The organism is Polynucleobacter sp. AP-Reno-20A-A9, assembly GCF_018882085.1.
Classification (GTDB): Bacteria; Pseudomonadota; Gammaproteobacteria; order Burkholderiales; family Burkholderiaceae; genus Polynucleobacter.
On record NZ_JACVPB010000001.1, the window covers coordinates 162,566 to 176,828 of the forward strand.

The 14,263-nt window shown below is 45.6% G+C and carries 14 protein-coding genes; 3 read left to right on the top strand and 11 right to left on the bottom strand.

What is annotated here, in order from left to right; translation table 11 throughout:
* Positions 1-20: 20 nt before the first annotated feature.
* A complete protein-coding gene (locus ICN39_RS00895) occupies positions 21-1,073 on the bottom strand; it encodes an acyltransferase (protein WP_216232256.1) in 1,053 nt (350 codons plus the stop codon).
* A 13-nt stretch (positions 1,074-1,086) separates the two neighbouring features.
* Entirely contained in the window at positions 1,087-2,415 is a 1,329-nt protein-coding gene (locus tag ICN39_RS00900) for an MFS transporter (protein WP_216860901.1), read from the bottom strand.
* Positions 2,416-2,611: 196 nt separating this feature from the next.
* Between ICN39_RS00900 and ICN39_RS00905 the strand changes: the two genes are divergently transcribed.
* Positions 2,612-3,196: a phasin family protein gene (locus tag ICN39_RS00905; RefSeq protein ID WP_216232257.1), complete on the top strand. Its 585-nt coding sequence runs from the start codon at positions 2,612-2,614 to the stop codon at positions 3,194-3,196.
* A gap of 89 nt (positions 3,197-3,285) precedes the next feature.
* Here ICN39_RS00905 and ICN39_RS00910 read toward each other — a convergent pair whose 3' ends face one another.
* From ICN39_RS00910 to hemA, 5 genes are all read right to left on the bottom strand, one after another.
* Positions 3,286-4,560, bottom strand: a complete 1,275-nt coding sequence (locus ICN39_RS00910) for a DNA recombination protein RmuC (RefSeq protein WP_216232258.1) — start codon at positions 4,558-4,560, stop codon at positions 3,286-3,288.
* A 28-nt stretch (positions 4,561-4,588) separates the two neighbouring features.
* The gene (grxD, locus tag ICN39_RS00915) at positions 4,589-4,897 is read right to left on the bottom strand and encodes a Grx4 family monothiol glutaredoxin (RefSeq protein WP_216232259.1); all 309 of its coding nucleotides are present in this window, start codon (positions 4,895-4,897) and stop codon (positions 4,589-4,591) included.
* Between the two features lie 106 nt (positions 4,898-5,003).
* Positions 5,004-5,816, bottom strand: coding sequence for a peptide chain release factor N(5)-glutamine methyltransferase (gene prmC / locus ICN39_RS00920; protein ID WP_255532232.1), 813 nt, complete (start codon positions 5,814-5,816; stop codon positions 5,004-5,006).
* A 45-nt stretch (positions 5,817-5,861) separates the two neighbouring features.
* Positions 5,862-6,941: a peptide chain release factor 1 gene (prfA, locus tag ICN39_RS00925; protein ID WP_216232261.1), complete on the bottom strand. Its 1,080-nt coding sequence runs from the start codon at positions 6,939-6,941 to the stop codon at positions 5,862-5,864.
* Complete coding sequence (hemA, locus tag ICN39_RS00930; protein WP_216232262.1) at positions 6,942-8,258, bottom strand: glutamyl-tRNA reductase; 1,317 nt, start codon at positions 8,256-8,258, stop codon at positions 6,942-6,944.
* Between the two features lies 1 nt (position 8,259).
* Between hemA and ICN39_RS00935 the strand changes: the two genes are divergently transcribed.
* Positions 8,260-8,556, top strand: coding sequence for a hypothetical protein (locus ICN39_RS00935; RefSeq protein WP_255532233.1), 297 nt, complete (start codon positions 8,260-8,262; stop codon positions 8,554-8,556).
* On the opposite strand, the gene ICN39_RS00940 is transcribed toward ICN39_RS00935, so the two are convergent.
* The 4 genes from ICN39_RS00940 to ICN39_RS00955 are packed head-to-tail and all read right to left on the bottom strand — an operon-like array spanning position 8,545 to position 13,071.
* On the bottom strand, positions 8,545-9,294 hold the full coding sequence (locus ICN39_RS00940) for a uracil-DNA glycosylase (RefSeq protein WP_216232263.1): 750 nt from the start codon (positions 9,292-9,294) through the stop codon (positions 8,545-8,547). The genes ICN39_RS00935 and ICN39_RS00940 overlap by 12 nt on opposite strands.
* A gap of 6 nt (positions 9,295-9,300) precedes the next feature.
* On the bottom strand, positions 9,301-11,082 hold the full coding sequence (locus tag ICN39_RS00945) for a M61 family metallopeptidase (protein WP_216232264.1): 1,782 nt from the start codon (positions 11,080-11,082) through the stop codon (positions 9,301-9,303).
* A 5-nt stretch (positions 11,083-11,087) separates the two neighbouring features.
* Positions 11,088-11,804, bottom strand: a complete 717-nt coding sequence (locus ICN39_RS00950) for a DsbC family protein (protein WP_216232265.1) — start codon at positions 11,802-11,804, stop codon at positions 11,088-11,090.
* A complete protein-coding gene (locus tag ICN39_RS00955; RefSeq protein ID WP_216232266.1) occupies positions 11,797-13,071 on the bottom strand; it encodes an FAD-dependent monooxygenase in 1,275 nt (424 codons plus the stop codon). Before ICN39_RS00955 ends, ICN39_RS00950 begins: the two co-directional genes overlap by 8 nt.
* A gap of 40 nt (positions 13,072-13,111) precedes the next feature.
* Here ICN39_RS00955 and ychF point away from each other — a divergent pair, with 40 nt between their 5' ends.
* Complete coding sequence (ychF, locus tag ICN39_RS00960) at positions 13,112-14,206, top strand: redox-regulated ATPase YchF (RefSeq protein WP_072583416.1); 1,095 nt, start codon at positions 13,112-13,114, stop codon at positions 14,204-14,206.
* The last annotated feature ends 57 nt before the right edge of the window (positions 14,207-14,263 follow it).

Genomic DNA, 14,263 nt, shown 5'->3' on the forward strand with positions numbered 1-14,263 from the left:
TTTGCGAGTAACCAATCCCATTACCTTCTGATGATATTTTGCATGGGCCGCTCAAAAAATCGATAGGTAAGATAAGACAGCAAAAGAATACTTAGGAGGAATACTCCAAAGAAGAGCGAGTCATAAATGGGAATTGTTATGCTGAAGAGCTCGAAAATGAGAACCAGCAGCAGTTGCAATGGGAAGTGCAGTAAATAGCTGGAATAGGTCATATTGCCAAACGCTGCAATTACTCCATGACATTTTTTAGAGGCGGCAATATTGATTGTCCCTGCATAAATCAAAAAAGGCACATAGCAAAACAATAAAATTTTTGAAAAGTTTGTATTGCTCAAGTTGAAGATAAAAGGCGCGACTATGGTTGCTATAAATGCAATAAGCAGTGATATCTTTCGATAGGCCGATCTCTCAAGGCGCTTATAAAGAGCTGCAGTCATCCCGCCCACATAGAAATACAGAAGGCAATCAACAATAAAGGATTCGGTTAGGTTGTAATACTTAATGAAGGCGCATATTAATAGGACTGCAATACTGATAAAAAGACTTGCCCCCAAATAACGAGCGACCAAGAAGAAAAATAAGTAGATTAATACTTCAACCGATATTGACCATATGGGCCCATTAAAGCTGAAGCCTTGACCACCCCAATTGCTTGCTAAAAAAAGTTGCGGAACAAAATGACGCCAATCAGTATTTCCATAGACAAAACTAGATTCGTGGGATTGTAGGTAGAAGATTTGTAATCCTGCAACCAACAAAAGGGTTAGTAGATGAAGGGGGTAGAGTCGTGAGAAGCGAAGAACAAAAAAATGCTTTGCATCAAGTGTTTTCTGCGCAATAACTTTGGCATATTTCCAAAAAAATATAAATCCACTGATTCCCCAAAATATTTGCACCCCAAGCCCGCCATTGAGATAAACAGGTTTTAGCCAATCGTAAAAAGGTAGCTGTATTAATGAAAAATTATTTGGAGCCTGACCAACAAAAGAGAAGTGCTGGAAGTGAAAAATTAAAATAGCTAATGCTGACAAAAATCTGATGATTTCAAGGCCATATAGTTTGTTGTTAGGCAAAATTTATCCTTAATTATTTACGTAGATCTATTTTTCTGGTCTCTGGTAAATACAGAAGAGCCACAATAGCAGCGCTTGCTAAAAATACAGTGGGATACCATAGCCCAGCACTGTCACTTTGCCAACGTTGATTTAACCAGGTCACGATTAAAGGAAGCAAGCCACCAATCCATCCGGCAGCTAAATTGTGGGGCAGGGTTGCTGCGCTGTTTCTGGTCTTGGCAGGAAAGAGTTCCGCCAACATGGCGGTCTGAGGTCCAACTACTAAAGCAAGTGCCAGAGATAGGCCGATAAGCAGTGAGCCTATCAAAATAAGATTCAAAGTGTCGGCTGGGTTGTTGAGATATTCCATGCCAATATTCTTGAGCAGATGAAATGCCGGCAGAATGAATGAGGCGCCTAAGAAGAGTCCGCAAACTACCACTGGTTTACGACCAATCTTATCTGATAACCATCCGGCAAAAATAGTGAGCGGGAATAAGGCTAGAGTCGCATAAATAGTGAGTTGGTCAACTAACTCGGGCGCCAGTTTCACAGAAGTTTTTAGAAAAATCGCTGTATAGACTTGTACGCAAAAGAATAGGACCGCTCCACCTGCCGAGATACAGAAAAATAATAAAAACATGCGTTTGCGTGTTTGTGGATCACGGAAGTTATTGAGTAAGGGGCTAGCAGATTGTTGATGGGATTTACTTAGCTCTAAAAACACGGGCGTTTCTTCTAAAGCCATGCGTGCTTTGAATGCAATGAGCAATAGCGCAATCGAAATCCAAAATGGCACACGCCAACCCCAAGATTGAAATTCTTCTGGTGACAGCTGGCTTCTGAGCAATGCAATTTGCAAAGTCGAAAACAGAATGCCAAGAGGGCCCATGAGTTGCAGGAAGCTGGTTTTAAATCCCCTGTACTCATCACCAGCATGTTCGGTAAGGTAGACGGCACTGCCACCGATTTCACCGCCGGCAGAGAGTCCTTGAAGTAGTCTCAGGGCAACCAGTAGGATGGGCGCCCAGATTCCGACCTGGGCGTAAGTGGGCAAAAAGCCCACGCTCACGGTTGCGAGCCCCATTAACGCAATGGTGATCATGAAGACGGGTTTACGGCCGATCCGATCGCCCATAGAGCCAAATAGGGCTGCTCCAATAGGCCTGACTATCATTCCAACGCCAAAAGTCGCTAGGCTTGCTAAAAGGGCTGTATTGGGGTCTGTTGAAGGAAAGAAGAGCGGGGCAAAAACCACCGCCAGGGTCGCAAATGTCAGGAAGTCATACCACTCTAAAAAGGTCCCAAAACAGGCCGCAACAGCTACTTTTCGATAGGAGTGAGAATGCAAATATGACATTAAGTTATTGATTATATTAATTTTAATTCATTTTTGGAATATATTTGTTGCATAGCAGCAAAAACTGCTTGATTTGTCATATTCCTTCAGTTACAGTTTCATGGTGCAGTGCAATATTTAAGGTATCGACAGTTTCCCATCTCTTAAATCGTGCGCTTAATTGACTAGTTGTACCACTTAATTTCTGGAGAAATACATGAACCAAGATCAAATCACCGCTAAATTGTCCCAAATTAACAGCAAAGGCCTTGAGGCTACATTTTCTTTGAGCGAAGCCGCTTTGGAAAATGCTCAAAAATTGGCTGAACTGAACTACGCTGCTTCAAAAGATGTTTTGGTAAACGCTCAAGACGGCATTCAACAAGTGTTGACAGCTAAAGATCCTAAGCAAGTGACTGAGATGTTAAATGCTGAAACTTTGCAATCTGTTGGCAACCAAGCTGTTGCTTATCAAAAGAAAGTTAGCAAAGTATTGCGTGATAGCAATAAAGAATTTGTAAACGTAGTTGATGCAAGCATCGATCACTTGCAAGATGGTTTCCAAGACTGGATTAACACTGTTGCTGCTAATGCACCTGCTGGTTCAGAAACTTTCTTGTCTTCATTTAAGACTGTATACGGTAGCGCATTGCAAGGTTTTGAACAGTTCCGCGCTGCTAGCAAAGAAGCATTTGCTACCGCAGAGAAAACTGCTGAACAAGCAATCGAAACTGTACAAGGTCAAATCGCTCAAGTTAAGAAAGCTGCTACACCTGCATCACGTAGCCGTAAATCAGCTTAATTGATTGCTGACTTAGAGTATTGATTAAGTAGTTGGCATTAAAAAACCCCGCTTGGTGAAAACTAGGCGGGGTTTTAGTTTGTCTAAATTTATTCGAAATCAGAGGAAGACTCAATCAGTGGCGGAGATAGATTCTTGCTGGGTTTGACGCCCAGTTCACGCACTTTTTCAGCAGAGCGTATGAGGTTGCCCTTACCAGTTTTGAGTTTACTAAATGCATCGTGATAGCTGGTTTGCGCTTGATCTAATCGTTGACCAAGTTTCTCTAAATCATCTACAAAGCCTACAAACTTATCGTAAAGATTGCCACACTGTTTTGCGATTTCTAATGCATTGCGATTTTGATGATCCTGTCGCCATAGGTGGGCAACTGTTCGCAGCGTGGCCATAAGAGTGCTTGGGCATACCAACACAATATTTTTTGCTAGAGCTTCTTGATACAGGTTTGGCGCAGTCTTTAATGCGAGTAAGAATGCTGGCTCAATGGGAACAAACATAAGCACGAAGTCGACTGAGCCAACCCCATAAAGCGAGCTATAGTTCTTTCCAGATAAACCTTGGATATGTTGGCGCAAAGATTGAATATGCGCAGCCAACTCTTGCTCAGCAACTACAGGGTCAGTAGTTTCAGCATGGCGGGCATAGGCCGTTATGGACACCTTACTATCTACAACCAGACTCCTACCTTCAGGCAGTTTAATCACAACGTCAGGCTGTAGGCGCGAGCCATCAACTTGGGTATGGCTGTCTTGTACTAGATACTCTTCACCCTTGCGAAGGCCAGAGGATTCCAGGATGGACTCTAATACCAGCTCACCCCAATTGCCTTGAACCTTGGAATCGCCTTTTAATGCCTGAGTTAAGGAGCGCGTTTCATCTGACATACGCAGATTGAGATTAGCTAAACGCTCGATTTCACTTTTGAGAGCATGACGCTCACGAGCTTCATTGCCATAAGAGGTGCTGACTTGCTCTTTAAACTCCGTGAGTTTGGTTTGCAGGGGTTTTAATAAAGCATCTAGGCTGGCTGCATTTTGTTCTGTAAAGCGCTTTGATTTGTCCTCTAGAATCTCGTTGGCTAAATTTTTGAACTGATTTGTCAAAGCCTCTTTAGCTTCATTGAGTGATTCAATTCTGCCTAGACCTTGTTTGCGTTCAGAATCCAACTCTGCCTCTAGGCGAATCGCATTTTGTAGCGCTTGGTCACGCTCTGTACGCAAGCTGAGTCCTAGGGCGAGCTCTGTCTGGGCTTGCAGCTCAACGCGAGCAAGGGTAGAGCGTAGGTTTAGCGCATAAACTAAAAGGCCTGCACAAACTCCAAATGGCAGGCCAAATAACAGAAGAGAGCTTAAATCAAAAGTCACAGCGTCAAAGTCTCAACGAAATTCTTGATTAAGCTTTAACGAGTTTTTGGAGTTCGCCGGACTGGAACATTTCGGTCATGATGTCAGAGCCACCAATAAATTCACCATTGATGTAAAGCTGGGGAATCGTTGGCCAATTTGCGAACTCTTTAATGCCTTGACGAATTCCAGTGTCTTCCAATACGTTCACGGTATGGAGGTTTTCAACACCACTAGCGCGCAAAATATTAATGGCGTTTCCGGAAAAGCCGCACTGTGGAAACTGCGCAGTTCCCTTCATAAACAATACCACTGGGTGGCTAGTAACGATTTCTTTAATTTGAGCTTGTGAGTCCATACATTCTTTCTAATCAGTTTTTACTGCGGCGGTCTTATTGCAAAGATAGTTTGAAAATAAGGTTTTATTGATTTTAAGACTTAATGTGAAAAAAGGTTATTTCAACCTATTTTCTGCCCGATGCGACACGGTAATGGCCGCCTAGATCCAGGCGTCTTTGCACATCCTGAAAACCCGCCTGCTGCATGAGGACTACGACTGCTTCTGATTGGTCAAAGCCATGCTCAACGGCAAGTAGGCCATTGGGATTTAGATAGTGTTTGGCGCCTGAAATAATGTTTTCTAAGCAGGTGAGTCCATTGCCATGATCGGTCAGGGCGGAAATTGGCTCAAAGCGTAGGTCACCCTGGCTTAGATGGGAATCTTGGGATGTTATGTATGGCGGATTGCTGAGAATGATGTCAAAAGAAGTGCTGGCTTCTATCGCCTCATACCAACTGCCCTGAAAAAACTGCACTCGAGACTCCATATTCAAGAGCTTGGCATTTATTTTGGCGATTTCTAGTGCTTCTTCGGATTGATCGGTTGCGGTAAGTTGCGCATTTTGAGCATCATGCGCAATCGCTAAAGCAATGGCACCCGAGCCTGTCCCTAAATCCAGAATATTGGTCGGAGCATTCAAGCGTTTAATTTCACGCAAGCCTATCTCCACCAAGAGCTCAGTTTCGGGACGCGGTATCAGTACTCCAGGAGCAACATAAAGCTCAATATTGTGAAAGCCTCTTTTGCCAATCAGGTAGGCAATAGGCTCGCCTTGAATTCTCTTAGATTCAAGAGTCTTCCACTCTTCAAGCGCCTTGACGCTGAGCTTTAAATCATCGCGCGACAGCAGAGCAGAGCGTGGAAGTTGGTAATGCTTTTCCAGGATGTAAGCCATTAGAATTTTCGCCTCAGCAGGAGCGAGTACTGAATCGCTCAATAGGGAGCGTAGACACAAATCCTGATTCACGGTTTGCGTGATCGCTTAGTTGTCACCAAGGGCAGCAAGTAGCTCCGCTTGATGTTCAGATGCAAGAGCATTACAAAGATCATCGATATCCCCATCCATCATGGCATCAATTTTATAAAGCGTGAGATTGATACGATGGTCAGTAATGCGGCCTTGTGGGAAGTTGTAGGTACGAATGCGGTCACTGCGATCGCCTGATCCTACGAGGGATTTGCGGGTTTGAGCCTCAAGCTGATGTTTTTCTCGCTCACGCGCATCCATGATGCGAGAAACCAATACCTTCATGGCTTGTTCGCGGTTGCGGTGTTGGCTGCGATCGTCTTGGCACTCCACTACGGTACCTGTTGGCAGGTGGGTAATGCGGACTGCAGAATCTGTTTTATTAATATGCTGACCACCGGCACCTGAAGCGCGGAAGGTATCAATACGCAATTCTGCGGGATTAATTTTGACCGCCTCAAGTTCATCTGCTTCTGGCATGACTGCCACCGTGCAGGCTGATGTATGAATACGACCCTGCGTTTCTGTTTGTGGAACACGTTGCACGCGATGACCACCAGATTCAAACTTGAGACGTGAGTAAACAGACTGTCCAACGAGACGAAGGACAACTTCTTTATATCCACCTAAGTCAGATTCAGCAGCGCTGACCATTTCTACTTTCCAGTCTTGGCGTTCAGCGAAGCGGGTATACATACGCAGTAGATCGCCGGCAAAGAGTGCGCTCTCATCACCGCCAGTGCCCGCACGAATCTCTAAGAAAACGTTGCGATCATCATTTTCATCTTTAGGAAGCAAGAGCTTTTGTAATGTGCCCGCAAGCGCTTCCATCGTAGCCAAAGCCTGCTTCTGCTCATCATCGGCAAAGTCCTTCATTTCAGGATCTTTGCGCATTTCCTCTGCCGCTTGGGCATCAGCCTCGGCTTGCTTGTAGAGGCCAAACTGCTCTACTACAGTAGCGATATCGGAATGTTCACGCGTGAGCTTCCGATAAGCATCCATGTCTTTGGTTGCTTCTTCGGAGGTTAATAAGGAGTTAAGTTCGGCTAAGCGCGTGTCTAGGTGGTCTAGCTTAGCCCGCATGCTGGGCTTCATCTAATGGTCTTCTGGCTTGGAATGCGAGGCGAATAGTTTGGGTAACAACTTAATCAAGGCGTCACGCTCAGCGCCATTAGAGTGTTGCAGTGCATGGAGTGAGCCATGCAGAAATTTATTAGTTAGACCTTGTGCCATCGCATTGAGAACTTCTTGTGGATCATCGCCACGCATCAAGCGTTTCATTGCCCGCTCGAGTTCAAGCTGACGCAAACGTTCACCTTGCTGCTGAATATCCTGAATCAGTGGAACTGCATTACGACCTTGCATCCAATGCATAAAGTTACCAACACGATCTTCGATGATCGCTTCAGCTTGGCTTACTGCCGCTTGACGCAAATTGGCGCCAGTCTGAATCATCGCCCCTAAATCATCAACGGTGTAGAGGTAGATATCATCCAGCCTGGAGATTTCAGGTTCAAAATCCCGCGGCACTGCTAAATCAATCATTACCATCGGCTTGTGGCGACGCTGTTTCAGAGCGCTCTCCACCATGCCAAGTCCAATAATGGGTAGGGATGAGGCGGTGCTAGAAACAATAATGTCAAACTCGTGTAGACGTCCTGGTAACTCTGAGAGCTTGAAGGATTCGGCCTCAACATCTTGCGCAGAAATGGAATCTGCAAGCTCCTGACCGCGCTCTATAGTGCGGTTAGCAATTGCTACAGTTTTTGGTTTGCGCGCAACAAAATGCGTTGCGCACAAGGTGATCATTTCACCAGCACCAATAAATAAGATCTTTTGATCTGCAATTTTTTCAAAGATGCGCTCGGAGAGGCGAACAGATGCTGCTGCCATCGAAATCGAGTGTGCGCCTATTTCAGTAGACCCGCGTACTTCTTTGGCAACTGAAAATGTTTTCTGGAAAAGTTGATTGAGATACGTTCCTAATACGCCAGCATCATTTGCGGTGCGAACCGCATCTTTCATTTGACCTAAGATTTGCGTCTCACCAATCACCATGGAATCTAAACCACACGCAACTCTGAAGGCGTGTCGCACTGCATCTGATTGCGGCAGTGAATAAATGTGTGGCTCAAGACTGCTTGGGGCAAGTTGCTGAGTTTTTGCTAACCAATCGAATGTGGCTTCATGTAAAAGACCAGCGGCGCTGGCATCATTTGCAGCACAGTAGACCTCGGTGCGGTTGCAGGTTGACAAAATCGTAGCTTCGGGAAGCCCGGCCTGATTCGCGCCAACTAAATGTTGGCGAAGATCGTGCAACGCTTCTTGAAGAAATTCAGGGTCAAAGGCGACCTTTTCCCGAATGGCGACCGGCGCTGTGTGATGATTGATGCCGAGTGTCAACAACTTCATAATGGCAATTATAGATTTGATGGCAGCATTAATGGGGGTATCAATGGGGTTTTTGGCTTTTCTGGTGATTGGGGGTATTTCTGGGGTATCAGCCTGGATTTTTTACCCTGGAGTCTCTTATGGGGTTAAGTCTGGCAGGATTCTCATCGCCTTTTTACTGGGGTCTATTACGGCGGCTGCTAGCTCTTATGCGGGGCAATACTTGGGTCTTTTCCAATCTGGCCAAATTCTAGAGTGGGCTAGCGCTATTTTTGCCGCCTGTGCGGTGGGGTGTATTTTTACTGCTTTAGCTAAATAAGTCGGTCTGATTGTTCTCCACCCACTGAATGGGCGAGCTCTTTTGTTCAATCAGCCATTGATTGGCTTTGGTGAAGTGGTTGCAACTGGCCTTGCCCCCAGGCTCCAAAAAAGGCTTATCCGTCTTGTAAACGCCAAGACCGGATGGATGGGAGGATTGCAAAATCAACGGTTCCTGGCCACCTTCAATCAATGGCAGCTTGGATTGGGCATGACCACCCCATAGTATCCAGACTAAATGCGGTCTGGTTTGAGATAAAGCGCTGATCAAATGGTCAATTAAGCTTTTCCATCCCAGACCCGTATGACTACCAGCCTCACCTAATTTGACGCTCAAAGCTGTATTGAGAAGAAGCACTCCTTGTTTGGCCCAGCTGTGTAGATCTCCATTTGGCAAAGACCCAAAACCTTCTAATGCGAGTGCCTTGCTGATATTGCGTAGTGAGCTAGGAAATTCTCGTGAATTGACTGCAATCTCGGCGGGAATAGAAAAGGCCAGTCCTTGTGCTAGCCCTGGTGAGTGATACGGGTCTTGACCCAAGATCACCACCTTTACCGAGTCAACAGGACAAAGTTTGAGAGCTTTAAAAAAGTTCTGAGGCTCAGGCCTAACAACTTCAGTATTAAGAGCGATCTGCAAATTTTTCTCTAGCGAATACCATTCCTCTGACTCGAAATAATTTCCCAGTAAATCTTGCCAGTCATTCGGGATATCGTCTTTTGAAAATAGTGCTTTCAATTTTGATCAGACATCTTTTTTAGGCATCAGTTCATATTGCACGGGTAGCTGGGCAGATTGCATTGAAACCATGCGCTCATGCTCTAGATCATCGCGATAGAAAGTAATGCGGGTATGGGAGTTTTCAGAAAGACTGCCTAAGACTTTATCCCAGCGGGTGCCGGTGACGCGCTGCCCATCAATGCTGGCCAGTAAATCACCGGCTGCTAGGCCTGCTGCCTGGGCAATTCCGCCATCAAGCACATGGGTTACTTTAAGCCAACCAGTGGCATCTATATGGCGCACCCCAAACTGTAGCTTGAGTTTTTCGAGCTTAGATTGAGATTTTGTTTTTACAGAAACGAGATTTGAAACAATCCATTTTTGCAGCGGAACATCTTCTGTGCCTAAAATATAACGGGCCTTCATCTCATGCCAGGTTTTACTAAAGCCTTTGCCTAGTAATTCAAAAATCAAATCATCTAGCCCATCTTCTGGAATGCCATCAAAGGTGACACCATGCTTATTCCAGAGTAGGCGCATAAGGTCATCCAGAGATTGTTTATTTTTAGTGAATGCGCGAATCTGTAAATCAAGACCAAGCGCTACTAAGGCGCCCTTACCGTAATAGCTGACAACCGAATTTGGGGTGTTCTCATCCGCTTGGTAATACTTGGTCCAGGCATCAAAAGAGCTATCAGTCAGGCTTTGCTTATGGCGCCCAGGACCGCGCAAGATCCCATTCCAGTTATCTGCAACGAGTTTTAAATAGGTTTTGAGATCAATTCGTTTACTACGCAGTAGTTGGAGATCATCGTAGTAACTGGTGAAGCCTTCAAACACCCACAGTAAGCGAGTGTGATTACGCTTGGCCAAATCATACGGCTGAAAGGCTTTTGGCTGAATGCGCTTAACCAGCCATGCATGAAAATACTCATGACTACACAAGCCTAAGAATTCTCTATACGCAGATTCTTCAAAGAGAATATTTTCTTGGGGGATTTGATCGCGCCTGCAGAGGAGAGCGGTGCTATTGCGATGTTCAAGGCCGCCATAGCCATTTAATACTGTATTGACTAAGAAAAGGTATTCATTAAAAGGGGCGCTTTTGGATTTTGGTTCAAACAGATCAATAGTGCTGGTGCAGATTGCTTGTAAATCTTGCGCAAGACGTTTGGCATCAACAATATGATTGCAGCCTTGTATTGCCATGCGATGAGCTACACCATTCGATTTCCAGTGTACGAGTTGGAACTCGCCCATAGCTACGGGGTGATCCAATAGATCATCATAATTTTGTGCCAGATAAAAACCAAATCCACGCTCATCTGTCTTGGCTGCTCTCAAGGTAGTTTGAACCGTCCAGTGATCAGCAAAGGCAAGCTCTGGTGCGGTAATGGCGAGTGAGCAAGGTAAATGCTCTTGCCCTTTTACGGCTAGACATAGGCTGGTAGCGTTAAAGAATGCGCGTTCGGTATCCAAATACGCTGCACGTACTGAAGAATCAAAGGCATAAATAGTGCTGAGTACCTCTATCGGACCAATGCATGGCGGTAAGCGCCAATGGTCGTTATCAATACGTTCGAGAGTTATTTTTCTCTTAGTACCCTCTACTGAAAACGCTTCAATCGATTCCAGATGTTTACTGAAATCACGAATTAAATAACTGCCCGGAATCCAGGCTGGCATTTGTAGTACCTGGCCATCGGGATTGGGATTGGCAATGTGCAGTTTGACGCGAAAGTGATGGCCTTGCAGGTCTGCCGGCCAGACCGTGTATTGAATTGCGGGTAAGTCGGCATGGTTCATGTTATTTATTTCAGAGAACTAAATTTCTTTTCGATATCAGTAATTTGTACTGCGCCAGGGAAACGGCTGCCGTCAGTAAAGAATAAAGTCGGAGTACCGGTAATTCCATAGGTCTTTGCAAAAGCCATATTCTTATCTAGTGGTGTGCTGCACTCCCCCTTGCCGCTAGGTGCAATGCCATTCACCATCCAATCTATATATGCCTTATAGGGATCAGAAGAGCACCAAATTTGTTTCGACTTTTGCGCAGAATCTGGCGACAAGATTGGAATTAAATACGTGTAGATAGTGACGTTATCGAGCTGCTGTAAAGATTTTTCTAGGCGCTTGCAATAGCCACAGTTAGGGTCGGAGAAGACTGCCAGTTGGCGACTGCCATTGCCGCGAACATTTTTGATTGCGTTGGCAGGTGTTAAATCACTCCACTTAATGCGGTTGAGGTCTGCCTGTCTTTGTTCAGTAATATTTTTGCCTGATGCGAGCTCAATGATTTCGCCTTGAATCAGATATTTTCCAGAGGCATCGGTATAAAAAATATCATTGCCAACCAATACTTCATAAAGACCAGAAACCGGTGCCGGCGAAACACTTTTCACTTTGGCATTGGCGCCTAACTTCTTTTGGATCTCAGCCTTTAATTGCTGTTCCTGTTGCGCATGAAGTGGACTGGTGCAAAGCAAGGCTGCGCCAATAAATGCAATCGCAGATAACAATTTATTCAAAATCAATTTCTCCTAAAGCGCGTTCAATTAAGCGCTGTTTTATAAAGTGGCTTTTGTTCACTAGACCCAAACCCCAGTTACGGAGCTGGCGTTCAGTGCTACTGCTTGCAGAAAATAATTTCTTGAGTTTATCGGTAACCCATAAGAGTGCGCTAGTGTCGCCTTGACGTTGTCGTTCATAACGTCGAAGCAATACCAAGTCACTAGGTGCGCGGAACGATTCACGCTTGCCCAAAATATTCAGTAGTACTGCAACATCTCGCAGCCCTAGATTCAGGCCTTGCCCAGCGAGTGGGTGCATCACATGGGCGGCATCGCCAATGAGCACAACCTTCGGAGAGGAGTCTGGCCCGATAAATCGTTTGGCTCGAATCTTTCTTAAAGGGAAGGTTGCTGGCACTGAGTTCAGAGTCAGCTCACCTAGTTGCTTTCCAATTGCGCCATTAGCAATGGAGGAGAATTGATCCAACCATTGCGCTTGATCTAGTTTTAATAAATCAGCTGCATGTTCTGGGGAGGTAGACCAAACCATTGACACTTGTTTTCCTGGCAGGGGCAGCATAGCCACAATATCGCCACCTGGCAAAAACCACTGAAAGGCAGTCTCTAGATGGGGGTAGTCACAGAGCCAATTGGCAACCACTGCACTTTGTGAATAACTTTCTTCACTCGCGCTAATACCCAATTCATTGCGAATCGGTGAGTTGGCGCCATCAGCCGCAATCACGAGTTGTGCGCGAATGCTCCCACCATTTTTTAAATGTAGGGTGCTTCCATCAGCATCTACCTGAATTTTTTCTACAACATCATTGATGCGCTCTAGCTTATTCTGAAAACGCGAAGCTTGATCGATGGTGTGCTCAATTAAATTGGCTTCTCCAATCCAGGCAAGTTGTGGAGTGCCTGCCTCAAATGCAGAAAGATGGAGATGGTCATTCTTTTCGCCTCGATCACCGTAAATCCGCATATCTCGGACTGCTTGCAGGCGGCTGCGATCAATTGCATCCCAAATATGCAAATGAGCCAGTAATTTTTGGGTGCTGGGGGAGAAGGCGTAGATTCTTTGGCCCCATTGAGCGCCTTGCGGACTTGGGACGTTTTGCCCTAAATCAGGGGCAATTTCAATGGTTTGTAAGCCAAGCTGGGCTAGACCTAGGGCGCAAGCCTTACCAGTAATGCCTCCGCCGACCACAACAACATCTACTGTGCGGATTTGGGCGGAGTGGACTGAAGGCTTGGGCACGTTATTTGGGTGAACTTCTGACATAACTCGATGATATCGAAACCAGCCCCTTTACAATAACGCTATGTCTTTGAAATGTGGCATCGTCGGCCTGCCTAACGTCGGCAAATCTACCCTCTTTAATGCGCTTACCAAGGCTGGAATCGCAGCGGAAAACTATCCTTTCTGCACGATTGAGCCTAATGTGGGCGTTGTTGAGGTTCCTGACCCCCGTCTAGCCGCCTTGGCTGAGATCGTGAAGCCTGAGCGCATCCTGCCTGCAGCAGTCGAATTTGTCGATATTGCTGGTTTGGTGGCTGGCGCCTCAAAAGGTGAGGGCCTTGGTAATCAGTTTTTAGCGAATATTCGTGAAACAGACGCCATTACCCATGTCGTCCGGTGTTTTGAGGATCCTAACGTTATTCACGTTGCTGGAAAAATTGATCCCATTGCAGATATTGGTGTAATTGATACCGAATTGGCTTTATCGGACTTGGCGACGGTTGAGAAAACCCTGAATCGCTCAAGTAAGGCCGCTAAGTCTGGCAATGATAAAGAGGCTGCTGCCTTGGTTGCTGTTCTGACTAAAGTTCAGACTCATCTAGATTCTGCTTTGCCAGTGCGCAGCTTGAATCTTAGTGACGACGAAAAATTATTGATTAAACCGTTGTGTTTAATCACCGCCAAGCCTGCGATGTATGTTGCGAACGTTAAAGAAGATGGCTTCTCAAACAATCCGCACCTCGAGGCTGTGAAGCAACATGCTGCAAAAGAAAATGCACCGGTCGTTGCGGTATGCGCTGCGATTGAAGCAGAGATCGCCGACTTAGAAGAAGCAGACAAGATTGAATTCTTGGCTGATCTAGGTATGGAAGAGCCAGGTTTGGATCGCGTGATTCGTGCAGGGTACTCATTACTCGGTTTGCAAACGTATTTCACCGCCGGTGTTAAAGAGGTTCGCGCTTGGACTATTCATGTTGGTGATACAGCGCCTCAAGCTGCTGGCGTGATTCATACAGACTTTGAGCGTGGCTTTATTCGTGCTCAGACAATCTCCTACGAAGATTTTGTGCAATTCAAGGGGGAGTCTGGCGCCAAGGAAGCCGGCAAGATGCGCGCTGAAGGCAAGGAATACGTTGTTAAAGATGGAGATGTATTGAACTTCTTGTTTAACGTCTAAAGCAAGCTGTTTTACCCAATAAAAAAGCCCTTTTCAGGGCTTTTTGCTTATACGGTG

Bases quoted from the DNA above. Each gene is read 5' to 3' on its own strand.
- ICN39_RS00900 (WP_216860901.1), bottom strand. From the start codon at position 2,415: ATGTCATATTTGCATTCTCACTCCTATCGAAAAGTAGCTGTTGCGGCC.
- ICN39_RS00905 (WP_216232257.1), top strand. From the start codon at position 2,612: ATGAACCAAGATCAAATCACCGCTAAATTGTCCCAAATTAACAGCAAA.
- grxD (WP_216232259.1), bottom strand. From the start codon at position 4,897: ATGGACTCACAAGCTCAAATTAAAGAAATCGTTACTAGCCACCCAGTG.
- prfA (WP_216232261.1), bottom strand. From the start codon at position 6,941: ATGAAGCCCAGCATGCGGGCTAAGCTAGACCACCTAGACACGCGCTTA.
- hemA (WP_216232262.1), bottom strand. From the start codon at position 8,258: ATGAAGTTGTTGACACTCGGCATCAATCATCACACAGCGCCGGTCGCC.
- ICN39_RS00935 (WP_255532233.1), top strand. From the start codon at position 8,260: ATGGCAATTATAGATTTGATGGCAGCATTAATGGGGGTATCAATGGGG.
- ICN39_RS00945 (WP_216232264.1), bottom strand. From the start codon at position 11,082: ATGAACCATGCCGACTTACCCGCAATTCAATACACGGTCTGGCCGGCA.
- ICN39_RS00955 (WP_216232266.1), bottom strand. From the start codon at position 13,071: ATGTCAGAAGTTCACCCAAATAACGTGCCCAAGCCTTCAGTCCACTCC.
- ychF (WP_072583416.1), top strand. From the start codon at position 13,112: ATGTCTTTGAAATGTGGCATCGTCGGCCTGCCTAACGTCGGCAAATCT.